Annotated in this window: 21 protein-coding genes; 14 read left to right on the top strand and 7 right to left on the bottom strand. The window is 58.1% G+C overall.

From position 1 onward, the window contains the following. Window positions 1–591: 591 nt before the first annotated feature. From RHM56_RS26005 to RHM56_RS20220, 14 genes are all read left to right on the top strand, one after another. The gene (locus RHM56_RS26005) at window positions 592–1,635 is read left to right on the top strand and encodes a methyl-accepting chemotaxis protein (protein ID WP_416194922.1); all 1,044 of its coding nucleotides are present in this window, start codon (window positions 592–594) and stop codon (window positions 1,633–1,635) included. 102 nt (window positions 1,636–1,737) lie between these two features. Then, window positions 1,738–2,247 carry a hypothetical protein gene (locus RHM56_RS20160; RefSeq protein ID WP_322235377.1) on the top strand — a complete coding sequence of 170 codons (510 nt, stop codon included), beginning with the start codon at window positions 1,738–1,740 and terminating at the stop codon, window positions 2,245–2,247. A 144-nt stretch (window positions 2,248–2,391) separates the two neighbouring features. Continuing rightward, on the top strand, window positions 2,392–4,170 hold the full coding sequence (locus tag RHM56_RS20165) for a protein-disulfide reductase DsbD (RefSeq protein WP_322235380.1): 1,779 nt from the start codon (window positions 2,392–2,394) through the stop codon (window positions 4,168–4,170). 130 nt (window positions 4,171–4,300) lie between these two features. Further along, window positions 4,301–4,756: a type II 3-dehydroquinate dehydratase gene (gene aroQ, locus RHM56_RS20170; protein ID WP_003439222.1), complete on the top strand. Its 456-nt coding sequence runs from the start codon at window positions 4,301–4,303 to the stop codon at window positions 4,754–4,756. Window positions 4,757–4,781: 25 nt separating this feature from the next. After that, window positions 4,782–5,243: an acetyl-CoA carboxylase biotin carboxyl carrier protein gene (accB, locus tag RHM56_RS20175; protein WP_019826877.1), complete on the top strand. Its 462-nt coding sequence runs from the start codon at window positions 4,782–4,784 to the stop codon at window positions 5,241–5,243. Window positions 5,244–5,260: 17 nt separating this feature from the next. Then, window positions 5,261–6,619 (top strand): acetyl-CoA carboxylase biotin carboxylase subunit, encoded by a 1,359-nt coding sequence (accC, locus tag RHM56_RS20180; RefSeq protein ID WP_322235383.1) that lies wholly within the window; start codon window positions 5,261–5,263, stop codon window positions 6,617–6,619. A gap of 244 nt (window positions 6,620–6,863) precedes the next feature. Continuing rightward, entirely contained in the window at window positions 6,864–7,742 is an 879-nt protein-coding gene (gene prmA / locus RHM56_RS20185; RefSeq protein WP_322235385.1) for a 50S ribosomal protein L11 methyltransferase, read from the top strand. Between the two features lie 30 nt (window positions 7,743–7,772). Next, window positions 7,773–9,050, top strand: a complete 1,278-nt coding sequence (locus RHM56_RS20190; protein ID WP_322235388.1) for a DUF3426 domain-containing protein — start codon at window positions 7,773–7,775, stop codon at window positions 9,048–9,050. Between the two features lie 228 nt (window positions 9,051–9,278). Next, entirely contained in the window at window positions 9,279–10,292 is a 1,014-nt protein-coding gene (gene dusB / locus RHM56_RS20195; protein ID WP_322235391.1) for a tRNA dihydrouridine synthase DusB, read from the top strand. Next, a complete protein-coding gene (fis, locus tag RHM56_RS20200; RefSeq protein WP_019408796.1) occupies window positions 10,289–10,609 on the top strand; it encodes a DNA-binding transcriptional regulator Fis in 321 nt (106 codons plus the stop codon). The genes dusB and fis overlap by 4 nt, the downstream gene beginning before the upstream one ends. A gap of 81 nt (window positions 10,610–10,690) precedes the next feature. Beyond that, complete coding sequence (purH, locus tag RHM56_RS20205) at window positions 10,691–12,298, top strand: bifunctional phosphoribosylaminoimidazolecarboxamide formyltransferase/IMP cyclohydrolase (protein ID WP_322235393.1); 1,608 nt, start codon at window positions 10,691–10,693, stop codon at window positions 12,296–12,298. A gap of 189 nt (window positions 12,299–12,487) precedes the next feature. Next, window positions 12,488–13,786: a phosphoribosylamine--glycine ligase gene (gene purD, locus RHM56_RS20210; protein ID WP_322235396.1), complete on the top strand. Its 1,299-nt coding sequence runs from the start codon at window positions 12,488–12,490 to the stop codon at window positions 13,784–13,786. 102 nt (window positions 13,787–13,888) lie between these two features. Further along, on the top strand, window positions 13,889–16,666 hold the full coding sequence (locus RHM56_RS20215) for a hybrid sensor histidine kinase/response regulator (RefSeq protein WP_322235399.1): 2,778 nt from the start codon (window positions 13,889–13,891) through the stop codon (window positions 16,664–16,666). 79 nt (window positions 16,667–16,745) lie between these two features. Next, window positions 16,746–17,342 carry a MarC family protein gene (locus RHM56_RS20220; protein WP_322235401.1) on the top strand — a complete coding sequence of 199 codons (597 nt, stop codon included), beginning with the start codon at window positions 16,746–16,748 and terminating at the stop codon, window positions 17,340–17,342. Between the two features lie 41 nt (window positions 17,343–17,383). Here the strand turns inward: RHM56_RS20220 and RHM56_RS20225 are convergent, their stop codons facing one another. The 7 genes from RHM56_RS20225 to cobG all read right to left on the bottom strand — a co-directional run bounded on the left by RHM56_RS20225 (window position 17,384) and on the right by cobG (window position 24,584). Next, entirely contained in the window at window positions 17,384–18,037 is a 654-nt protein-coding gene (locus RHM56_RS20225; RefSeq protein ID WP_322235404.1) for a hypothetical protein, read from the bottom strand. 141 nt (window positions 18,038–18,178) lie between these two features. Continuing rightward, window positions 18,179–18,895, bottom strand: a complete 717-nt coding sequence (locus tag RHM56_RS20230) for a hypothetical protein (RefSeq protein WP_322235406.1) — start codon at window positions 18,893–18,895, stop codon at window positions 18,179–18,181. A 124-nt stretch (window positions 18,896–19,019) separates the two neighbouring features. Continuing rightward, window positions 19,020–19,817, bottom strand: a complete 798-nt coding sequence (locus RHM56_RS20235) for a hypothetical protein (protein ID WP_322235410.1) — start codon at window positions 19,815–19,817, stop codon at window positions 19,020–19,022. A gap of 409 nt (window positions 19,818–20,226) precedes the next feature. Continuing rightward, window positions 20,227–21,894: a precorrin-3B C(17)-methyltransferase gene (gene cobJ, locus RHM56_RS20240; protein WP_322235412.1), complete on the bottom strand. Its 1,668-nt coding sequence runs from the start codon at window positions 21,892–21,894 to the stop codon at window positions 20,227–20,229. Further along, the gene (locus RHM56_RS20245) at window positions 21,891–22,622 is read right to left on the bottom strand and encodes a precorrin-2 C(20)-methyltransferase (RefSeq protein ID WP_322235414.1); all 732 of its coding nucleotides are present in this window, start codon (window positions 22,620–22,622) and stop codon (window positions 21,891–21,893) included. The genes cobJ and RHM56_RS20245 overlap by 4 nt, the downstream gene beginning before the upstream one ends. Next, complete coding sequence (locus tag RHM56_RS20250; protein WP_322235417.1) at window positions 22,622–23,248, bottom strand: precorrin-8X methylmutase; 627 nt, start codon at window positions 23,246–23,248, stop codon at window positions 22,622–22,624. The genes RHM56_RS20245 and RHM56_RS20250 overlap by 1 nt, the downstream gene beginning before the upstream one ends. Next, window positions 23,241–24,584, bottom strand: coding sequence for a precorrin-3B synthase (gene cobG / locus RHM56_RS20255; RefSeq protein ID WP_416194866.1), 1,344 nt, complete (start codon window positions 24,582–24,584; stop codon window positions 23,241–23,243). The genes RHM56_RS20250 and cobG overlap by 8 nt, the downstream gene beginning before the upstream one ends. Window positions 24,585–24,704 lie beyond the last annotated feature (120 nt).

A 24,704-nucleotide genomic window follows, 5' to 3' on the forward strand; every position in this document is an offset into this window, starting at 1 on the left:
CTGTCGGCCGGTAAATTGGCGGGCGACCCGCAAGCCTTGCTGCTGCAAGCCGAACGCGAGCTGGCGGCCAGCCTTGAGCAACTCAACCAATACGCCAGCGAAGCCAGCACCCCCGAGGCTGCGCACTATTTACCGCCGCTGCTCACCGCCTCCTTGCACCTGGCCAAACTGTCGCTCAACCGCGACAAACTGGTCAGCAGCGGACGCAGTGAATTGGCCGGTGACGTTGAGCGCGAACTGGCCAGCATCCAGGCTCAAGCGCAGCAGATCGACACCTTGCCCTTGCTCGGCATCAGCAGCAAAAGCACCACGGGCAACGACGACTTCGCGGCGCTGATGGGGCTTGATGCCACGCAAGCCGCGCAAACAGAAGATGCGGGGGTCAACCTCAAACGCGAGCTGAACAACCTGCTGGCCCGTTACCCAGCCGAACTCAAACGCACCCAGACACAAATCGAACAACGCACCCAGCTCAGCACCACCACACACCTCAAGCTCGGCGCCGTACAACACGCCATCGCCGAACTGGAACCCGTGGTTCGCGCCGAACACGGGCAGATTCAAGACGAAGTGCGCTTGATTCAAGTCTTGATGATCGGCCTGATTCTGCTGATTGCGCTGTTGATCGACACCTTGCAACGCAAGCTAGCGCGGGTACTCACGTATTTGGCGCCGCTGCTGTCGACTTGGGCCGAAGGCGATTTCAGCCGCGACATTCAATTGGGCAAAACCAATCGCGAGTTGCATGACATCGAGGCGTCGCTCAATCGCCTGCGCGCTTATCTGGTGAACCTGGTGGGCACCATTCGCCTCAACGCCGAGCAAGTCGCGGGCAGCAGCCAGACCCTGGCCCAACTGAGTACCGACCTGCACGGCGGCGCTGAGCGGCAGGCCGGGGACACCGGCCAGATTCGCGATGCGCTGGGCGAGTTGGAGGCGACCATTTCGCAAGTGGCGGGCGACGCCAGCCATGCCGCCGATGCCAGTCGCAGTGCTGGCACCGCCGTTGCTCAAGGCCAGCGCGTGATCGGCCAAAGCCTCACCGGGCTGCACGCACTGGTCAGCGAAGTACAAGGCAACGCCCAGACCGTCGAGCAGCTGGCCGAAGAATCAGCCACCATTGGCGGCGTGCTGACAGTGATTCGCTCCATCGCCGATCAAACCAACCTGCTGGCGCTCAACGCCGCCATCGAAGCCGCCCGCGCAGGTGAAATGGGCCGCGGCTTTGCCGTAGTCGCTGAAGAAGTGCGCTCTCTGGCGCAGCGCACCACCGGGGCAACCAGCGAGATCCAGACCCTGATCGCCGGGCTGCAACTGGCGGCCCGCCAATCGGTTGAAGGCATGCGAGCACAAGTTGTGCACGCCCAGGCCACCGCCCAGCAAGCGCAGGATGCCGACGGCGCGCTGGATGAAATTGTCGGGGCGATTACCACCATCTCCGACACCGCCGTGCGCATTGCAGACGTCACCGCCCAACAAAGCGCGGCGGTCAGTGAAATTCGTGACCACAGTGAACGTATCCACCTGCTGGGCGACGACAACTTGCAACGCATCGGCATTGCCCGCAATCAGAGCCAGCAACTGCTGCAACTGGGCGCAGAACTGAATACGGCGGTGCAAGCGTTTCGGGTGTGACCCTGTCACTTCTGACAGTATCCAGACGAAGCGGGAGTGATATTAAATTGATGCCGTCCCACACAGACTCGATAAACGTCTGCGGCATCAATAGGCGCTCCCATGCGACCCACTCTTTTCATGCTGTTGGTTCTCTACTGTCCGCTCGCCGAAAGCGCAACGCTGCAGGTTGAAAATCAGTCGCGCTTTATCGCCATCATTGTTACGTCACTGGAGGGTTCTCTTTGCACGCCGAATGGCCAGCAACTGCGGCCCTGCCTGATCCTGCCCCTTTCGACCAGCACCTATGCGTTGTCTGATACACAAGCCTTGAGCGCAACCTTACGCCTGGCTTCATTACCCGACGCCGATAACACCGACATTAGCCGCCTGCAAAAACATGCCTTTAAAAGTGTCAGCGAATTTACTTACCAACCTGTGGGGGCGTTGCGATATGAGCAAGTGAGGTGTGAAACGCCGATCAGCGAAGGCATCAGCATTAACATCATTTTGGTTGATGTGATGGACGTGACCTGTTCAACCGCCACTGACCGACATACTTCATGGGTCTACAAACGCAATGACGTTAATGTGAAATTCATCGTTAAAGACCTTCCCGCCAGACAACGTTAAATCCCCCCTCTGTAGGAGCGAGCTTGCCTCGCGATCTTTTAAAGATCAAAAGATCGCGAGGCAAGCTCGCTCCTACAAGGGCCGGGTCGGCACACACTTCTTCACTCCGCTATCATGCGCGCAGGTTTTATTAGCGAGATTTATATGCGCCGTTTGTTCTTTGTCCTGTGCCTGCTGTTCGCCGTGCCTGCCATGGGCGCGAGCCTGCTGGACGCCCGCCCCAGTTCAACGCTGGGTGCTATCAATAACAGCGCCGATTTTTTGCCGGTTCGCGAAGCGTTCAAGCTCAATCTGATTGACACAACGCCCGAGACCATCAAGCTGCGCTTCGTGCCAACCGAAGGTTATTACCTCTACAAGCACCGCTTCGCCTTCAAAACCGAACCCGCCGACATCGCTCTGGGCGCAGCGCAACTGCCGCCCGGCGAACAAAAACACGATGAATACTTTGGTGACGTCGAGGTCTATCACGGCATCCTCGATGTCGACATCCCGCGCCCGGCCAATGATCAACGCCCCTTCACCCTGGTGGTCACCTACCAAGGCTGCGCCGACAAAGGCTTGTGCTACCCGCCAGAAACCGAACGCCTGAGCATTGGCGGCGCGCCCGCTTCGCCCGTTGCCGAGAGCCACAATGCACCCGCAACATCCTGGAACTGGCGCGAACTGGCGCTGTTCTTCCTCGCCGGGTTAGGCCTGACGTTTACGCCATGCGTGCTGCCGATGCTGCCGATTTTGTCGGGCGTGGTCTTGCGCGGCCAAGTCGGCGGGCTGCGCGGCTTTAGCCTGTCGCTGGCCTATGTGCTGCCGATGGCCGCCTGTTTTGCGTTGCTCGGGGCGCTGATGGGCCTGTTCGGCGCGCAACTCAATCTGCAAGCCCGACTGCAATCAGTGTGGGTTCTGGTGCCTTTTGCGCTGTTCTTCGCCATTTTTGCGCTGGCCATGTTTGGCGTCTTCGAGCTGAAGTTGCCGCAGGCCATCAGCAATCGGCTGGACCGTGTCGCCAATCGCACCCAAGGCGGCTCGCTGTGGGGCGCGGCGGTGCTGGGCGTGGTCTCCAGCTTGCTGGTATCGCCATGTGTCTCGGCCCCGCTGGCCGGAGCGCTGCTGTATATCAGCGCCAGTGGCGATGCGCTGGGCGGCGGTTTGAAGCTGTTCGCCCTCGGGCTGGGCATGGGCGCGCCACTGTTGCTGGTCGCCACCGGCGGCGCGGCCTGGCTGCCAAAAAGCGGGCCGTGGCTGGTCAGCGTGAAAAACGCTATTGGCGTGCTGCTGCTCGGCCTGGCCATCGGCTTGCTCAGCCGCGTATTGCCCGGCCCGCTCACGCTGTTGCTGATCGGCTTGCTGGCAGCAGGCGTGAGCCTGTTTCTCGGCACGCTGGAATTCGTCTACAAAACTTCGCGACAACGTCTGGCGCAGTTGCTCGGGCTGTTGTTGCTGGTTTATGCACTGGCCTGCTGGTTCGGCGCGTTGAGCGGTCAAAGTGATCCGTTCAATCCTGTCGGTCATTCCCAAGCCGCCAGCCCTGCCACGATATCCAGCGCGCAAACAGCCGGGCAATGGCAAACCGTCAGCACCCCGGCGCAGCTCGACAGCGCGCTGGCCGAGGCCAAGGCCGCAGGCCAGCCGCTATTGCTGGACTGGTACGCCGACTGGTGTATCAGTTGCAAAGTGATCGAGCACGAGGTGCTGAACAACCCGCAGGTGCTCAATCTGCTCACAGGCTATCGACTGGTGCGCTTCGACATAACCGCCAGTAATGCCGAACAGCGCGCCCTGCTCGATCGCTACCAATTGTTCGGCCCTCCGGCGCTGATGTTCTTCGGTAAAAATGGCGCAGAAAAAAGTGACCAACGGGTCATCGGTGAGATCAATGCTGCGGACTTCGCCGAACGTGTCGCCATCGCGAATGACCAGATCTAGAGCCTTGGTCACAAACTTTTCGCGAACATCGGACATCGTGCTGGCTTTTGCAGACAACTGGACACTGATTCAGCTTTTCGGCATAGTCGCCCGGCGTTAACAATTGCACATAGAAAATAAGGAACAGCAGATGGCGACTTTTCTGGTTCTGCACGGCCCCAACCTGAACCTGCTAGGCACCCGCGAACCGGGCGTCTACGGCGCGACTACCCTGGCGCAAATCAATCAGGACCTGGAGCAGCGAGCCCGCGATGCCGGTCACCATTTGCTCTATCTGCAAAGCAATGCCGAGTATGAATTGATCGACCGAATTCACGCCGCACGCGATGAAGGCGTGGATTTTATTCTGATCAATCCGGCTGCTTTTACCCACACCAGCGTGGCATTACGTGACGCGCTGCTGGCGGTGAGCATCCCATTCATCGAAGTGCATTTGTCTAACGTGCACAAACGCGAACCTTTCCGCCATCACTCCTACTTCTCCGACGTTGCGGTAGGTGTGATCTGCGGCCTTGGCGCCAGCGGTTATCGACTGGCCTTGGAGGCCGCCCTGGAACAGCTTGAACTACAAGCTAAACGCCCCTGACCGACCCATTGGGAGTTGACGATTCATGGATATCCGTAAAGTTAAGAAACTGATCGAACTGCTGGAAGAGTCCGGCATCGACGAGCTGGAAATTAAAGAAGGCGAAGAGTCCGTACGCATCAGCCGTCACAGCAAAACTCCAGCCCAACAGTTCTACGCACCAGCGCCAATGCAACAAGCTCCGGCTGCTGCTCCAGTGGCTGTAGCACCGGTTGCTACCGTGACCGAAGCACCTGCGGCACCTAAACTGAACGGCTTTGTGGTCAAGTCGCCAATGGTCGGCACTTTCTACCGCACCCCGGCGCCAACCTCGCCTGCCTTCGTTGAAGTCGGCCAGACCGTTAAAGTCGGCGACACCATTTGCATCGTTGAAGCGATGAAAATGATGAACCACATCACCGCCGAGAAAGCCGGTGTAATCGAATCCATCCTGGTAGAAAACGGTCAGCCGGTTGAATTCGACCAACCGCTGTTCACCATCGTTTGAACCACGGGGAGCCAACGATGTTGAAGCCTCAGAAGCTGGAAAAAGTCCTGATCGCCAACCGCGGCGAGATCGCCTTGCGCATCCTGCGGGCGTGCAAGGAACTGGGCATCAAGACTGTCGCGGTGTACTCCACTGCTGACAAAGAACTGATGCACCTGGGCCTGGCAGACGAAACCGTCTGCATTGGTCCGGCACCAGCCAACCTGTCTTATCTGCACATCCCGGCCATCATCGCGGCGGCCGAAGTGACTGGCGCCACGGCGATCCACCCAGGCTACGGCTTCTTGGCTGAAAACGCCGATTTCGCCGAACAAGTCGAGAAATCCGGCTTTGCCTTCATCGGCCCGAAAGCTGACACCATCCGCCTGATGGGCGACAAGGTATCGGCCAAGCACGCCATGATCGCTGCGGGCGTTCCGACGGTTCCGGGTTCTGACGGCCCGCTGCCAGAAGACGAAGAAACCGCGCTGCGCATTGGCCGTGAAGTCGGCTACCCAGTGATCATCAAAGCCGCTGGCGGCGGTGGTGGTCGTGGCATGCGCGTTGTGAACCGCGAAGAAGACCTGATCGAAGCTGCCAAGCAGACCCGCGAAGAAGCCGGCGCCTGGTTCAGCAACCCGATGGTCTACCTCGAAAAATACCTGACCAACCCACGTCACGTGGAAGTTCAGGTCATTTCCGACGGTCAAGGCAACGCCATCCACTTGGGCGACCGCGACTGCTCGCTGCAACGCCGTCACCAAAAGGTGCTGGAAGAAGCACCGGCACCGGGCATCGACGAGAAGGCTCGCCAAGAAGTACTGGCGCGCTGCGTGAAGGCCTGCGTCGACATCAACTACCGTGGCGCGGGCACCTTCGAGTTCCTGTACGAAAATGGTCGTTTCTACTTCATCGAGATGAACACTCGCGTACAAGTAGAGCACCCGGTTTCCGAAATGGTTACCGGCATCGACATCGTTAAAGAGATGTTGAGCATCGCCGCAGGCAACAAGTTGTCCTTCACCCAGGCTGACGTGAACATTCACGGTCACTCGCTGGAATGCCGGATCAATGCTGAAGACCCGGCGACGTTCATGCCGAGCCCAGGCCTGGTCAAGCACTTCCACGCACCGGGCGGCAACGGCGTTCGCGTCGATTCGCACCTGTACAGCGGTTACAAGGTTCCGTCCAACTACGACTCCCTGATCGGCAAGCTGATCACCTGGGGCGCGACCCGTGACGAAGCCATGGCCCGCATGCGCAATGCACTGGACGAAATCGTGGTCGACGGGATCAAAACCAACATCCCGCTGCACCGCGACCTGGTGAATGACGAAGGCTTCTGCAAAGGCGGCGTCAACATTCACTACCTGGAACACAAACTGGCTAACAAGTAAGTTTGTTTTCTGCTCAACAAAGCCGCTTTCGAGCGGCTTTGTTGTGTCTGAATGACACACATTGCCAGGCTCCCACAGGGGATATGCGTTAACTGACTGGCATTAGGGCTTGCCCGCGACAGCATCACCATCAGCAGCGCTTTTCATCGTTTTTTGATTACCCGCTATGCCTGCGCTCGCGTAAACTGGCGCGTTTCTCGCAGCCCTTTCGGCTGCACACTCTTATTTTTCAAAGGTGCCCGCCATGCCTTGGCTGCAAGTACGCCTCGCCATCAGCCCAGAACAAGCCGAAACCTACGAAGACGCGTTCCTCGAAGTCGGCGCCGTTTCTGTCACGTTCATGGATGCCGAAGACCAACCGATCTTCGAACCGGAACTCAACACCACCCCGCTGTGGTCGCACACCCATTTGCTGGCACTGTTCGAAGGCGGCACCGAAGCTGAACTCGTGCTGTCCCATCTGGAACTGCTGACCGGCTCGCCGCTGCCTGAGCACCACGCCGAAGTTATCGAAGACCAGGACTGGGAACGCAGCTGGATGGACAACTTCGAGCCCATGCGTTTTGGCCAGCGCCTGTGGATTGTGCCAAGCTGGCACGCCGCCCCTGAGCCAGAAGCCGTCAACCTGCTGCTCGATCCGGGCCTGGCGTTCGGCACTGGCACGCACCCCACCACCGCGCTGTGCCTGGAATGGCTGGACGGTCAGGACCTCAACGACTGCAACGTGCTGGACTTCGGCTGCGGCTCGGGCATTTTGGCCATTGCCGCCCTGTTGCTGGGCGCCAAAGAAGCGGTCGGCACCGACATCGACGTACAAGCGCTGGAAGCTTCGCGCGATAACGCCGGGCGCAACAACATCGCTCCTGAGCTATTCCCGCTGTATTTGCCAGAAGACCTGCCCCAGGTTCAGGCCGATGTGCTGGTCGCCAACATTCTGGCCGGTCCGCTGGTATCGCTGGCGCCACAGCTGTCGAGCTTGGTCAAACCAGGTGGCCGTTTGGCACTGTCCGGTATCCTCGCCGAACAGGGCGAAGATGTTGCCGCAGCCTACGCTAAAGACTTTGATCTGGACCCCATCGCCAATCGCGACGGCTGGGTGCGCATCAGTGGTCGTCGGCGCTAGAATGACCGCCTGCCTAACCCGGATGGCCGCATGAGCGATAGCTTCGTAACACAGTGCCCACATTGCCAAACCAGCTTCCGTGTCAGCCATTCTCAACTGAGCATGGCTCGCGGAGTGGTGCGCTGCGGTGCCTGCCTGCAAGTGTTCAATGCCGCACAGCAACTGCTGAATAAAGGCACTGAAAAAGAGCAGTTGCCTACAACTGTGACGCCACTTGTGGCAGAGCCCGAGGTGACCGAACCGCCTGTCGCGCCCAAGGCCGTCAGCCCTGCGCATTGGGAAGCGGCCGAACTGGACCTCGAACATCTGGATCTGGACGAAGAGCTGGCCAAACTTGAAGAGCTGGAGATTCAGCCCAGCAAAAGTTTCGGCCAGCCGACCAAGAGCAAAGACAGCGCCCTGAGCGCACGTCGTGACACAGCCGATGCCGAAGAAGGCGAATGGTCTGACAGCCTATTCAGCGATTCGGCGTCAGAACGCGCCGAGACGTCTGCCCTGGCCGCCAAGGCCGCAGAAGCCGCAGAAAAAGCCACAGAAAAAGACGTCGAGCCCGCCGACACAGGGCGCACCGAACCGTCTCTGTCGCTGGACCTCGACGAGCCCGATGACACCCCGCCGCTCAAGCTATCCAAAGAGGATGACGATGAGCTGGGAGGGCGCGTCGAACACCTGTCTGCCATTGATGACAACGATGACGATGAGCCACTGGCCCCACCGTCGCTGGTCAAACACAAGCACAAACGCAGCGAACCGGGCGTGCGTGAGGACATGTTGCTGGATCTGGTAGACGATCCTTTGCACCTGGACTGGCAAAAGCGCCGCACGCCGTGGGGCAAGCGCCTGTTCTGGGCGCTACTGGTACTGCTGGCCGCAGCGGCACTGGCCGGGCAATACATTGCCAATCACTTCGATGAACTGGCCCGCCAGGACCAATATCGCCCGTTGTTCCAGCAACTGTGCCCACAGATTGGCTGCACGGTGCCTTCGAAGGTCGACATAGACCGTATCAAAAGCAGCAATCTGGTGGTGCGCAGCCACCCTGAGTTCGCCGGAGCGCTGGTGGTGGATGCGATCCTCTACAACCGCGCGCCGTTTTCCCAGCCCTTCCCGCTGCTGGAACTGCGTTTTGCCGACCTGAACGGAAAAATGATCGCCAGTCGTCGCTTCAAACCCGGCGAATACCTGAGCGGCGACCTGGCTGGCAAGGCTGAAATGCCGCCACAGACGCCCATCCACATTGCCCTCGACATCCTTGATCCGGGCCCGAAAGCGGTGAATTACAGCCTGAGTTTTCACTCGCCCGAGTGAGCGCTCTGCGCTTTTAGCGGCAAGCTTCAAGCCGCAAGCTTGAAGCTAAAAGCAGATTTGTTTCTTCTTGCAGCTTGTAGCTCGAAGCTTGTAGCTGGTTGAAAGCTGGCTTTCAGCCCCTATTGTTCAAAAATCATCCAATTTCGTCTTTATCCAGTCATCGAGAGCGGGTATCATGCCAACCCTTTTTCGAACTCCCAAGATCCGGCCCCACAACAGGGAAGTCCTATGTCGGCGGTACGCATCGGCCCATATACATTGCACAACGGTTTGATTCTCGCCCCTATGGCGGGGGTCACCGACCAGCCCTTTCGTCAGCTTTGTCGACGGATGGGTGCAGGCCTGGTTGTTTCGGAAATGGTGACCAGTGACATGAGTCTCTGGAACAGTCGCAAATCGCGCCTGCGCATGATTCACGACGGTGATCCCGAGCCCCGCTCGGTACAGATCGCTGGCGGTGATGCGCAAATGCTGGCAGATGCCGCCAGGGCCAACGTGGAACTGGGCGCACAGATTATTGATATCAACATGGGTTGCCCGGCAAAAAAGGTCTGCAACAAGGCCGCTGGCTCCGCGTTGCTGAAAGACGAAGCATTGGTGAACGAGATCCTGCAGGCCGTTGTGGCTGCGGTTGATGTGCCGGTCACCCTGAAGATCCGGACCGGCTGGGACCGGGACAACAAGAACGGCCTCACGGTGGCAAAAATCGCCGAACAGGCCGGGATTCAAGCGTTGGCGGTTCACGGCAGAACCCGTGCCGACCTGTACACCGGGGACGCCGAGTACGACACCATCGCCGCGATCAAGCAGGCGGTGTCGATACCCGTGTTCGCCAACGGCGACATCGATTCACCCCACAAGGCCCGGCACGTGCTTGATGCCACCGGCGCCGATGGACTGTTAATAGGCAGGGCGGCTCAAGGGCGGCCCTGGATTTTCCGCGAAGTTGATCATTTTCTGCGTACCGGCCAGCTGTTGCCGGCACCGGAGATGAGCGAAGTGGAACGTATTCTGCTAGAGCATCTGGCCGCATTGCACACCTTCTATGGGGAGGTATTGGGGGTACGTATTGCCCGCAAGCATGTCGGTTGGTATCTCGCAACCTTGCCGGGCGCCAAGGAGTTCCGCGCCCACTTCAATCGTTTAGAAGATACGGAAGCACAATGCGCCAACGTTCAGGCGTTTTTCGCCGAACGACACAAGAGCCTGGGGACAGGGGACGAAGGATGGGTGGCCGCATGACGATGATGACCGAGACATTAGTGAGTGGAACAACGCCCGTGAGCGACAACGTCAATTTGAAACAGCACCTCAATACGCCAAGCGAAGAAGGTCAGACCCTTCGCGGGAGTGTCGAAAAGGCGCTGCACAACTATTTCGCCCACCTGGAGGGCGCTGAAGTCACGGACGTGTACAACCTGGTGCTTTCCGAAGTCGAGGCCCCTCTGCTCGAGTGCGTCATGAACTACGTCAAGGGCAACCAGACCAAAGCCTCCGAGATGCTGGGACTCAATCGCGGCACCTTGCGCAAAAAGCTCAAACAGTACGATCTGCTGTAAGCATTCAATCAAACCTGAAAGGCGTCCTGATAAAACAGGCCGCCTTTTTTGCTGACTCCTTTGCTTTTGATGGAAATCGAGATGACCGATCAGACTACCCGCCTGCCGATCCGCCGCGCCTTAATCAGCGTTTCCGATAAAACCGGAATCCTTGATTTCGCCCGTGAACTGGAAGCCCTCGGCGTCGAGATCCTGTCCACTGGCGGTACGTTCAAGCTGCTGCAAGACAACGGCGTGGCCGCAGTGGAAGTCGCGGACTACACAGGCTTCGCGGAAATGATGGACGGGCGGGTGAAAACCTTGCACCCGAAAATCCACGGCGGCATCCTCGGCCGTCGCGGCATTGACGACGACATCATGAACGAGCACGGCATCAAGCCGATCGACCTGGTAGCCGTAAACCTCTACCCGTTCCAAGCTTCCATCAACAAGCCAGGCTGCGACCTGCCGACCGCCATCGAAAACATCGATATCGGCGGCCCGACCATGGTTCGCTCCGCAGCCAAAAACCACAAAGACGTGGCCATCGTGGTCAATGCTGGCGATTACGCCAACGTCCTGGAAAACCTCAAGGCAGGCGGCCTGACCTACGCACAGCGTTTCGACCTGATGCTCAAGGCGTTTGAACACACCGCTGCCTACGACGGCATGATTGCCAACTACATGGGCACCGTGAATCAGGCGGCGCAAACCCTGAGCACTGAAGGCCGCAGCCAGTTCCCGCGCACCTTCAACAGCCAGTTCATCAAGGCGCAGGAAATGCGTTACGGCGAGAACCCGCACCAAAGCGCGGCGTTCTACGTTGAAGCCAAACCTGGCGAAGTGGGTATCGCCACTGCGACCCAACTGCAAGGCAAAGAGCTGTCGTTCAACAACGTGGCCGACACCGACGCCGCGCTGGAATGCGTGAAGAGCTTCGTTAAACCGGCTTGCGTGATCGTCAAGCACGCCAACCCGTGCGGCGTGGCCGTGAGCCCGGACGCCGAAGGCGGCATCCGTCAGGCTTACGAACTGGCCTACGCCACCGACACCGAATCGGCTTTCGGCGGCATCATCGCCTTCAACCGTGAACTGGACGCTGAAACCGCCAAGGCCATTGTTGAGCGTCAATTCGTTGAAGTGATCATCGCCCCGTCCGTCAGCGAAGAAGCGCGCGCCATTGTGGCTGCCAAAGCCAATGTGCGCCTGCTGGCTTGCGGCGAGTGGAGCGCAGACCGTGCACCGGCCTGGGACTTCAAGCGCGTCAATGGCGGTCTGTTGGTGCAGAGCCGTGACATCCAGATGATCGGCAACGAAGACCTCAAGGTCGTGACCCAGCGCGCACCGACCGAGCAAGAGATCAACGACCTGATCTTCGCCTGGAAAGTCGCCAAATACGTGAAGTCCAACGCCATCGTCTACGCCAAAGGCCGTCAGACCATCGGTGTCGGCGCAGGCCAGATGAGCCGCGTAAACTCGGCCCGCATTGCTGCGATCAAAGCAGAACACGCAGGCTTGCAGGTACAGGGTGCAGTGATGGCATCGGACGCGTTCTTCCCGTTCCGTGACGGCATCGACAACGCCGCCAAGGCCGGTATCACTGCGGTGATCCAGCCTGGTGGCTCGATGCGCGACAACGAAGTGATTGCCGCCGCCGATGAAGCGGGCATTGCCATGGTGTTCACCGGTATGCGTCATTTCCGTCACTAACTAGACGACGGTCGTACTGAACCCGGCATCTGCTGCGTTGGAGCCGACCTCGATGATGCTCATTGCCAAAAGGCAACTCCGCTCATCGAGGTCGGCTCCGCCTTGCATCTACCGGCTTCATTACAACCTCCTGAAGCGTTAAACGCTTTAGGTTCTAAACAGAATTCAGCGTCATCCGAGGTTTTTGAAATGAATGTTTTGATCATTGGCAGCGGTGGCCGTGAACACGCACTGGCCTGGAAAGTAGCTCAGGACCCGCGTGTCACTAAAGTATTCGTTGCCCCTGGCAACGCTGGCACCGCCATTGAAGCCAAGTGCGAGAACGTCGCTATCGACGTGCTGGCCCTTGAGCAATTGGCTGATTTTGCCGAGAAGAACGTTTCGCTGACCATCGTTGGCCCGGAAGTCCCGCTGGTTGCCGGCGTGGTTGATTTGTTCCGCGCACGCGGCCTGGACTGCTTCGGCCCAACCGCTGGCGCCGCTCAGCTGGAAGGCTCGAAAGCGTTCACCAAGGATTTCCTGGCACGTCACAAGATTCCGACCGCCGATTACCAGAACTTCACCGAGATCGAACCGGCTCTGGCTTACCTGCAAAAGGTTGGCGCGCCAATCGTGATCAAGGCCGACGGCCTGGCAGCCGGTAAAGGCGTGATCGTCGCCATGACCCTGACAGAAGCCGAAGACGCCGTGCGCGACATGCTCGCGGGCAATGCATTTGGCGAAGCCGGTTCTCGCGTGGTGATCGAAGAGTTCCTCGACGGCGAAGAAGCCAGCTTCATCGTGATGGTCGACGGCAAAAACGTATTGCCAATGGCGACCAGCCAGGACCACAAACGCGTAGGCGATGCTGACACCGGCCCGAACACCGGCGGCATGGGGGCTTACTCCCCTGCTCCCGTGGTCACTGCCGATGTTCACCAGCGCGTGATGGATCTGGTGATCTGGCCAACCGTGCGCGGCATGGCCGAAGAAGGCAATGTCTACACCGGTTTCCTGTACGCAGGCCTGATGATCGACAAGGCTGGCAACCCGAAAGTGATCGAGTTCAACTGCCGCTTCGGCGACCCGGAAACCCAACCGGTGATGCTGCGTCTGCAGTCGAGCCTGGTATTGCTGGTTGAAGCGGCGCTGGCTCAGGCGCTGGACAAGGTTGAAGCGCAGTGGGACCCGCGTCCAAGCCTGGGAATTGTTTTGGCAGCAGGCGGCTACCCTGGCGACTACGCTAAAGGGGCTGTCATCCACGGACTGGACGCCGCAGCACAACTGCAAGGCAAAGTGTTCCACGCGGGCACCGCACTGAATGCCGCCGGCGAAGTCGTGACTGCAGGTGGTCGCGTGCTGTGTGCTACGGCCATGGGCGACACCGTTGAAGCGGCACAAAAGCAGGCCTATGCACTGGCCAAAGCCATCGAATGGGACGGCTGCTTCTACCGCAATGATATTGGCTACCGAGCCATTGCACGCGAACGCGGTGAGTCTCAGGAATAAGAGATCCGTATGGATAGGCAGGGGCGGATCAGCCCTTGCCTAACTATTCCAGCGCCGCGCATAGTTACCGCCTCTGGCTTCAAACTACGAAGGGATCTCACCGTGCGCTGGCTTAGGATCGCCATAGGAATCACCGTCACCCTGCTGACGGCTCTGCTCTGTCTGACACCTGCCTACGCTGCCCCAGGCGGTAACTGGTCTGTGCTTTCAGATCCTCAAGGCGACCTGCAACTGAGCGATGTACGCTCAGCACGGCTCAACAACCAATTCACGCCCATCGAACTTGAGCACATGGTGGCCGCCGAACCCGGCGAGGCCTTGTGGCTACGATTCCGGTTACAGCCGGACAAACATGAGCAGATCCTGCGAGTCTTTGCCCCGGACCTGGCACGCCTGGACTTGTATGTCCTGGACGACCACAGGCTGATTTCCGAAGTCACTGCTGGCAATACCCTGCCTCAAACCGAGAAGCCGCTGTCGAGCAGCGACTACCTGCTGCCCTTGCCTCAGGCCACTCAGCCTCTGGATGTTTACTTGCGCATGGTGTCTGAACACCAGTTGCGCCCGCACATTACCCTCAGTACCGCCGTCATGCTCGCCGCCGACCAAGGCATGCCCTTGCTCTATGGGCTGTTGCTCGGCTGCCTGGCAATGCTGGTGCTGCACAATCTGATCCGCTTTACCTTTTCGCGCATGGTCAGCAGCCTGTGGCTTGCCCTCTGCGAAACCTTGCTGCTGACCAGCTCAGCGCTGTTTTTAAACTTGCTGGGGCCTTGGGTCCCCGAGTGGCACAGCGTGCAAACCCCCGGCGCGTATCTGGCGCTGATACTGACCGCGCCTTGCGGACTGATGTTCGCCCACAGCTTTTTCTCCACGCGAGGCCCGCACCCGCTGCACAAACTGTTGCTCATCGACATTCTGATCATCGGCCTGTGCGGCCTGTTGCTGCTGTTCTTCGACAGCCTGCCGCTTAACCTCATTACTTACGCACTGGTCGGGCTGGCAAGCCTGAGCATCCTGTTGGTGGCGGTTTACCACTGGCAACAGGGCTACCGACCGGCCCGCCTGTTTGTGGTAGCGATGGTGATCTTCAACATCGGCACGCTGGTGATCCTGCCGTCCCTGCTGGGCTTGACCCTGATTGCCCCGCAAGAGCTGGTGCTGGCCCTGATGAGCGTGGTGTGTGTCAGCGGTTTGCTGATGAGCGTGGCCTTGAGCGAGCGCACCCGCAGCATCACGGAAGACCAGTTCAGCATCAGCTGCGACCTGGCCGCCAGCAATGCCGAAGTGAATGCCAAAGCCGAGTTTCTGGCCAAGATCAGCCATGAGATTCGAACACCGATGAACGGCGTATTGGGCATGACTGAATTGCTGCTCGGTACGCCGTTATCTGTCAAACAACGCGATTACGTGCAAACCATCCACAGCGCCGGCAACGAACTGCTGACACTGATTAACGAAATTCTCGACATTTCCAAACTGGAATCCGGGCAGATCGAACTCGACGATGTGCAGTTCGACCTTAACGCGCTCATTGATGATTGCCTGAGCATCTTCCGCACCAAGGCCGAACAGCAAAACGTCGAACTCATCAGCTTTATCCAGCCGCAAGTGCCACGCGTGATCAGCGGTGACCCAACGCGCTTGCGCCAAACCCTGCTGAGCCTGCTCGAAAGTGCGCTGAAGAAGACCGACGAGGGCGAGATCCTGATTGTGGTTGCCCTGGAAGAACGCAGTGATCCGCCACGCTTGCGGATTGCCGTTCAGGACTCGGGCCAGCCTATGGACGAGGAAGAGCGCGACGCACTGTTGCACGCCGAACTGCACAGCAAAAACTTCCTCGCGGCCACCCGCCTGGGCGGCCATTTGGGGCTGGTGATTGCCCGCCAGCTGATCACCCTGATGGGCGGCGAATTCGGGATCAAGACCGGGCAAACCAAAGGCACCAATTTCTGGCTGACCCTGCCGCTGGACCCACAGCACCTTGAGCACCCGACCTCGGATCTGGACGGCCCGCTCAAAGGCGCCCGAGTGCTGGTCGTCGATGACAATGACACCTGCCGTAAAGTCCTCGTGCAGCAATGCTCGGCCTGGGGCTTGAATGTCAGCGCCGCCGCCTCCGGCAAAGAAGCACTCGCTTTGCTGCGCACCAAGGCGCACCTGCGTGATTACTTCGACATTGTCTTGCTGGACCAGAACATGCCCGGCATGACCGGCATGCAACTGGCTGCCAAAATCAAAGAAGACCCAAGCCTCAATCACGACATTCTGCTGGTGATGCTCACCGGCATCAGCAACGCCCCGAGCAAGATCATTGCGCGAAACTGCGGTATCAAACGCATTCTGGCCAAACCCGTGGCAGGTTACACCCTGAAAACCACCCTGGCTGACGAACTGACCCAGCGCAACAACGGGCATGCCGTAGCGCACACCCTGAGCAACGGCCCATCAGCACCTATTACCGTGCCCAGCAACTTCCGCATTCTGGTGGCCGAGGACAACAACATCTCGACCAAGGTCATTCGCGGCATGTTGAGCAAACTCAACTTGCACCCCGATACCGCCAGTAACGGTGCCGAAGCCCTGCAAGCCATGAAAACCCAGCGCTACGACCTGGTGCTCATGGATTGTGAAATGCCGGTGATGGATGGTTTTTCAGCCACCGAACAATTGCGCGCCTGGGAAGTCAGCCATCAGCGTGTACGTACACCGGTGGTCGCGTTAACCGCGCACATTCTGGCCGAACACAAGGAGCGTGCGCGCCAGGCGGGCATGGATGGGCATATGGCCAAACCTGTCGAGCTGTCGCAACTGCGTGAATTGGTTGAGTTTTGGGTGGCTCAACGTGAGCTGCGTCAATCCCAGGCTCAACCGTCCTGACTACATGACCTAGGCGTACCGACAGACCGCTAAACCCCTGATAGACTTTCGGCGACTTCCTGCGATGTGAGCCCAGACCATGCTGCATGTTTTGTTCAGTGTGTATTTGAAGATGCTGGTGCTCTACAGCCCGTTCTTCGTCCTGTCGTGTTTTATCAGCCTGACTCGCGGCTATTCAAACAAGGAAAGGGGTCGCCTGGCCTGGAAAGTCGCGCTGGCAACCGTGATTTCCAGCGTATTGCTGTACCTGTTTGGACGGGTGATTTTTAGCGTCTTCGGCATCACGGTCGATGCCTTTCGCATTGGCGCCGGCAGTGTGTTGTTCATCTCCGCGCTGGGCATGGCCCAAGGCAAATCTGCCGTGCAGAGCGACAATGTTCAGCAAGACGTCACCATTGTGCCGCTGACCATTCCGATCACTGTTGGCCCCGGCACCATTGGTGCGTTACTGGTGATGGGCGTCAGTCAGCCCCACTGGGATGACAAGCTGATGGCGATTACGAGTATTGTCATGGCCAGCCTGACGGTTGGGCTGGTGCTTTACTTGTCCAACAGAATCGAGCGCATTGTGGGCGAACAAGGCTTGCAAATCATTAGCCGACTGATGGGGCTCTTTGTCTGCGCACTGGCGGCACAGATCATCTTTACCGGGATAAAAGGTTATTTGGTGCCTTGAGCGGTCAGTACCACTTCCGCTCAAGGGGCAAATCGAATGACTCAGCGCTTCAGCCTTCTAAAAAAATCATCTCGTACTTGGGCCATTCCCTCCAATACAGCAGCCCGGTGACTATCGTAATGCTCTGGCTTCAGATAAAAACCGGCCCATATTAATTGCGTGTCGAGAACATCGGTTTCACGAAGGGTGCGACCATTGAACAATATGTTTTTTACATTAAAACGGGAACTGACTCGCAGCCCACTCACATAGATATAATTGCCCGATTCTTTACGGGACTCACAAGGCACGAACTGATAATAAGCAATGCGTCCGGAGCGAGAACGCCCCTCAAAGATCTCTTGAGCAATGGAATCAAGCCGTAACGCCTCAATTGAATCCCTTACCACTTTTCTCAGTGACGCTTGCTTCAGGCCCGGCAGGTTAAGCAGCGCAGCCTCTTCCAGGCTGTCATAGGCACTTTGGACCGGCACATCGGCGTCCATTACTTCCTCATCCACCTCCCACCCTACGTCCATCAAGACATCGGTGAAAACCTCAAACCAGTCAGCCAGCTGTTTCCTACGATCACAGTGCCGATCGGCCATGAGTTGCGCATAACCAATACTGTTCATGATGTCGCTTTGATCTTCAGCCGCAATACCATCCACAAATGACACAACACTGCCGCCTGCAATGATTGATCGACTACTCATTGGAACGTCCTCCCAAGCACAGACAATACCGACCTGAAACAGGGGGAGTTCTTATTACTAATGAAACAATTTTCAATATTCACGTCGCACTCCTTGTGCTGGTGCCATCCGATGGCTTTTGCTACCCGTGCACTGAAACGTCTAGGGTGTAATAACAATGGCAGGAGGAGGTAAGTCGAGATCAATAATCAGTGTCGCGTCAGCCCCCTCAAGGCCGGCAATGACATCGTCTCTGACAAGGCTGTACTGCGACGTATCCAGTTCAAATTCCGAGACTGACAACAACATCGGCCCGATAACGTCCTTGCCTGCGAAGCATTGATCGAACAAGTTTTCGTCCAATAACTGATGCACGGAAAAGCTGATCTGAACATCAATCATGTGAGCTTTAGGGCTGACCACGCTAACGTACACAAGAATGTCTGAACGCTCAGCGGTCTTCAACGATGAATCAGGCTTCGTCGCCCGCAGCACCGAATCAAAAAATACTTTCTGTGCAATTGGCGAGCTAGCCAATGCTTTCAATCCACCCCTGACGGCCTCCTCCATCACAGATGAATCAAAATGTGGAGCATGGGCAAACTGCTCCATGACCAACGTCGTCGCATTGATATTTGCTTCGTCAGCTGGCTGCGGACGACTAGCCCGTGTAAAAGGTGCGGACCATTTCAACTTAACTCTCGCGCTAGTCAGCCACTGGTCCCACGCTACTGTTTCAGAGAACTTGTCTGCATTATCACTGGCGTATAACTGCGCATACAACTGGCCATTCAAAACATCCTTTTTAATCTGACCAGCTAATGTCTTATGCAATAGGATTAACTGCCCTGACACAACCTTCATTTCATAGTCACACATCACTTACGGCGCCCCTTCATCAATTCACCTGATATAAAGCAGCGCTCAATGAACGCCGCCAACATAATATTTATTAAAGCCCAACAGACCTGAAAGAACCGTAACCCCTATTGGACTTATCTGCTCAGGACCTTTTAATACGCTTAAAAAAATTATCTTGCTCTTGACCAAGCCACTCGAAAATCTGAGGCTCGGCACGCTTGTAAGTGTCGAAGGTCATCTCAATCACCGACGATGATTTTTGAACTTCAAGATTCGAACTTTTCCACTTCCAGAACCATGCTCCGCCCTCGTCCGATCTGAAAGCACACTCCAAGCCGGCAAAGACTGCAACGGGAGTACCCTCACGGGACTCCAAGCACGGCAAAAGCTGGAAACGGCCTATGTTTTCGCCCTTACTATTGTTATCAAACAATGTAATGAGCGCGTTATCATTTTTAATCGTATCAAGTACTTTGCCCATCAAAGGCAGGAACGCCGCCTTATTAATACCCGCAACCTGCGCGATAATATCCAGTACCAGGGCGTCCATCGTGACATTAATTTTCGACGTATCGTAATCGTGAAATAAAAAATTGGGGGTAGTCCAACCGATGTGATTAAGAGCATGTCCATAAGCCATATACCACTTCATAGGCTCAAATTTACGAGACGCCTCTGTATCGGCATATTTCTCCGCAAACTCTACGCTCTTCATAACCGCGCTGCGTTTTTCGGCGGAAACACCATCCGCAAAGGCAACAACAACAGGGGATGTTACCCCCATAAAAGCCTCTTCCCCAGTATTTTCAGGCGCCAACGATTTAGCTTTTAGCCTTGCAACCCTAGTCTGCGGAACGATAGGCTGCGGAACGGCAGGCAGAGATTTAAAAAACAGCGCTGTTTCTTCAGCGGTTGGCAGTTGGTCTTTAACGAATTCCATAACGACATACTCCATGCAATTTAATGACCGGACTTTCCTTGCCGGGTAAATAAAACTTAGCCCCCTCGCGACAACAATGCAAAAAACAACCCCATACCAATTATTACCAAACCCCAAACACTGCCTTCTGCGCCAACAATTAAAACAACAACGAACAAACACACACACAAAACACTTTATTCAGACATCCAAACAAAGGCCTGCGCCTGAAAACTCCCACTTGTTTTTTTAATATTTCATAGCCTCTTAGTTAACGGCCACAACACAAACAACAATGGCCCTTAAGGGCCATTGAGTTCATCGTTTAGAGACGTCGCACTTAGAGTCTGTACGAAATTTTTCGAGCGAAGGTTAGGCAAGCCTGTTTTCAACGCCGCATAACCGAGCGTAGATACATTTCGTACAGAGCCTAGGGCTTCTCGCCATACCAACGCGGCGTATACACCCAGTCACGGCCATCGGCTCGCGGGAATGTACACGTGGTGGACGACCCGACAATGACCATGGTACGCATGTCGACCTGCTCGGGGGTCAGCTCTCCCAAGGTGGTGACGCGTAATGTCTGGCCGGGGCGACCAATATCACGTCCCAATACCACCGGAGTCTGCGGCGTGCGATGACGCGCGACAATTTCCAGCGCCACCCCCAGTTGCCAAGGGCGCGAACGGGAAATCGGGTTGTAGAACGCCAGGGCCAAATCAGCCTGGGAAGCCAGGTCGAGGCGCTTTTCGATGATGCTCCAGGGCTTGAGGTTGTCGGACAGCGACATCACACAGAAGTCATGCCCCAACGGCGCACCCGCCTGTGCAGCGGTGGCCAGCGAAGCTGAAACACCGGGCAGCATTTCCAGATCGACGCTATGCCATAGCGGGTCAGTGGACTCGTGCAACGCCTCAAGCACCGCCGCCGCCATGGCAAATACGCCAGGGTCGCCGGACGACACCACCACCACTGAACGCCCTTGGGCCGCCAGTTCAAAGGCGTGCCGCGCGCGCTGCATTTCTTCGCGGTTGTCCGTGCAGTGCAGCACTTGGTCAGCACGAAACGGCCCAGCCATGCGCACGTAGGTTTCATAACCCAATACATCATTGGCTTTGGCCAGTTCAGCCTTGACCGCAGGCACCATCAACTCAGCAGCGCCCGGACCCAGCCCGATGACTGCCAGACGGCCACGGGGACGACCTATCTGATGCGGGTCTACCGGGGCGGCGGCCACGCCTAACGTTAAGCCGTTGCCCAACGCCTGCCACGCGGCAGGCACATCTGACTCATCCGCGCTTACAAACCGCAGCGGCACACCCAGCTCACGGGCCGCGTCACGCAACTCGGCACTGGCCATCAAGCGATCATCGGCCACCACGCACGCCAACGATTGCCAGGCCAATTTCGCCTCCTGCAACGCGTCACGCAGGGTGTGCGCCGAGACCTCATTGGCGGTCTTCAACAGCACGTTACGCGGGTAGATCAACAACTCGTCGGCCGCAGGCTCACGCGCAGCACTGCTCACGTGAATGGCCAAGCGCGCGTGCTGGTCTTCTGGCAGTTGCGCCTTGGCCAGCCACGGCGCATCCCCTTCAATACGCACTGACTCGCCGGCCAGCAGGTCCGACACAAAACGTTTGCCCAGTTCCAGATCGCCCAAGGCATAGCCCGCAGGCGGGTTGAGCAGGCAGGTGCCAAAACGCAACTCGCCGCTGGTGGTGATGGCCGGGGCGATGCCCAAACCGGCTGCGATTTCCCGCGCCATGTCATTCACCCCGCCCAAACCACCCAACAGCGGCACCACGGCGCTGGCATCTTCCGCCACGGCCAGCACCGGCGGCTCAGCGCCTTTCTCCAGCAACAACGGCGCCAGCGTGCGGATCACAATGCCCGCCGCGCACAGCGCAATAATCGGCGTGTCTTGCTGATACAGCTGACGGACTGTGGCGCCAAAGTCGCTGTAAGTCAGGTCTGCGCCGTCAACGCGCTCGGCCAGGCCATGAATCTTCGCCTGGGGGTAGCACTGCTGGATACGCCGCGCCGTGTTCAGGCTGCCATTGCCCAAAATGACAATGGCCGGTGCCGGGCGGCTCATCCTTGCCACCGTTCACCGGGCACGATGATCAGCGAAAAGTAAGGTGAAGACATCGGTTCCACTTCATTGAGCGGGACGATTTTCTGGTTGCTCATGGTCGCGCGCTCAACGTACAGCGCGCGCTCGGCCAGGCCCAATTCGTCCAGCACTTCACGGACTTTATGGAAGTTGCGGCCCAGCTTCATGATCACTGCAGCGTCGGCATCGGCCAGACGGCGCTTGAGTTCGTCGTGGGGCAGCACGCCCGACAGTACGCTCAGGCTTTGGTTGCGATACACCAGCGGCACGCCCAGCACCGAAGCGCCACCCAGCATCGAACACACGCCCGGCACCACGTGCGCTTCAAAACGCTGGGCCAGACGGTCGTGCAGGTACATGTAGGAGCCGTAGAAAAACGGGTCGCCTTCACAGATCACCGCAACGTCACGCCCGGCTTGCAGGTGCTCAGCGACATCTTCAGCGGCCTGATCGTAAAAATCGCTGATGATTTGCTCATACGACAACGGCGCAGGCAGCGCTTCTGTGGTCACCGGGTACACCAGCGGCATCAGGCTTTGCGCGCCTTGCAGGTGGGCTTCGATGATGCCGAACGCGTTGCCTTTTTTACCTTTGGCGACAAAGTACGCCACCACCGGCGACTCACGCAGCAGGCGCAAGGCTTTAACGGTAATCAGCTCCGGGTCACCGGGGCCGACGCCCAGCCCGATCAAACGTCCTGGCGGGGTCATTATTCGATCTCCGTTGCGAGTGCATTGACCGCCGCAGCGGCCATTGCGCTGCCACCGCGGCGGCCTTGCATGATCACAAACGGCACGCCACGGCTGTCAGCCGCCAGCATGGCCTTGGATTCGGCAGCGCCGACAAAGCCCACCGGGAAGCCCAGAATCAGCGCCGGTTTTGGCGCCCCGGCGTCGATCATTTCCAGCAGGTAAAACAGCGCGGTCGGTGCGTTGCCGATCACCACGACGCTGCCTTCCAGATACGGGCGCCACAGCTCTAGTGCAACTGCCGAACGGGTGTTGCCTTTCTCCTGCGCCATCTCGGCAACGCCGTCTTCCTTGAGGGTGCAGATCACCTGATTGTTGGCGGGCAGACGGGTACGGGTCACGCCTTCGAGCACCATGCGCGCATCACACAAAATCGGTGCACCTGCCGCCAGCGCATCACGCCCGGCCTTGCCTGCGCCGGGCGAGAAGCGCAGGTCTTCGATGGCATCGACCATGCCGCACGCGTGAATCACCCGCACCGCGAGTTTTTCAAGGTCAGCCGGGATGCTATCGAGCTTGGCTTCCGCACGAATAATGGCGAAAGAGTTGCGATAGATTTCCTGACCATCGCGGATGTAATCAATCATCGGTGTTGCTCCGTTGGTGAGCGTCGAGTAAGGCGCTTACCGCTTCAATAGTAAGATTGCGCTCATGCAGAACCCCGAAACCGGGTTGCTCTGCATGACGTAAATAGAGGTCGTAATGACCGGGTGCCACCGCCAGCAGCGTCACGGGCGCCACATGCGCTGCCGCGCAAGATCGCCCACAGCCACTCAAATGAACGCTCAGCGGCCGCGTCAGCTGTGAGGCCAATTGCAGCGCATCCTGTTTGGTATCGGCCAGGCCTTTGACGCAGGCACTCGACCCCGTACACGCGATCAGGTGTGCCAACGGCTGCGCCGCGTCGCACATCAACCCCAATGCCTGTAGCTCTTGCGTCACCGCAAGCGCATCTTCGGCCCGCAGATTGGGCAGCAGCACGCTTTGCCAAGGGGTGAAACGCAGCGTGCCATCGCCGTACGTGGTCACCAGTTGCGCCAATCCGCTGAGCATAGAAGCATCCAGCCGACCCAGCGGCGGGACCGCGCCAATGTAGACCTGGCCTGCTTCACGCTGTGGATAAGTGCCAATGTGCAACGCGCTGGCTGACGATTCTCGTTGCCAATGCGCCACGGGAATCAAGGGCACGCTGAGACGCTCGGCCAAGCGCTGCACAAACTGTTGCGCCGGGACCTCCTTAAGCAGGTGCCGCATGCGTGCCTGATCCGGGCGTGCCAGATCCAGAAACAGCGTGAGCACGGCCATCACCAACTCATGGCCTTGCGCTTCAGGTACCGCGGCCAGCGCCGGATTGTGCGCTGGGCAACCTGCCAGACCGAATGCCAGACACGCTTGCCCTTCAAGCTCAATGGCCGACAACCAGAGATCGTGCGGGTGTTCGAGCATGGCCAGCGTCTCGCCGCCGTCGAGTTGCACTGCGAATTTGGCCGACAGCTCGGAAAAACGGGGTGTTTGCTCAAGGCTGGCGAGGATGCGTCGGGCCAGCGGCCATGTGTCCAGGCGCCTGTTCGGGTCGATCCCGGCGCTGGGACTGAGCATCAGATTGCGCACATCGTCACTGGCGGCAGTGGCTGGCCCGAGCCCGGCGGCGAGCAGCGGCTCGATCAGTTCACGATGTTGCGCACCCACGCCGCGAATTTGCAGGTTACCGCGGTTGGTCGCCTCGATCACACCGCGGCCGTAGCGCTGCGCAACATCGGCCACGGCCTGCGCCTGCGCGGCGGTGATTGAACCGCCTGCGAGTTTGACCCGACAAATCCCGCCGTCCATCGCGTCAACAATGCGCAGCAACCCCGGACAGGCCGAGGGGCGCACAGCGGTTTTAGGCGATTCAGGGAAGGATGGTGTGTTCACGGCAGGCATTACGCTATCTGGGGCCGCGTATTATGCCTGCTTTGCTCTGTTGCATGAAAAGTCGCGAGGCATACATCTGATAGATGGGCACGCTCGCGACAGGGTTTTATGAACACAACGCCAGCGCTG

Origin of the sequence: Pseudomonas sp. CCC3.1 (assembly GCF_034347405.1) — a bacterium.
GTDB lineage: Bacteria > Pseudomonadota > Gammaproteobacteria > Pseudomonadales > Pseudomonadaceae > Aquipseudomonas.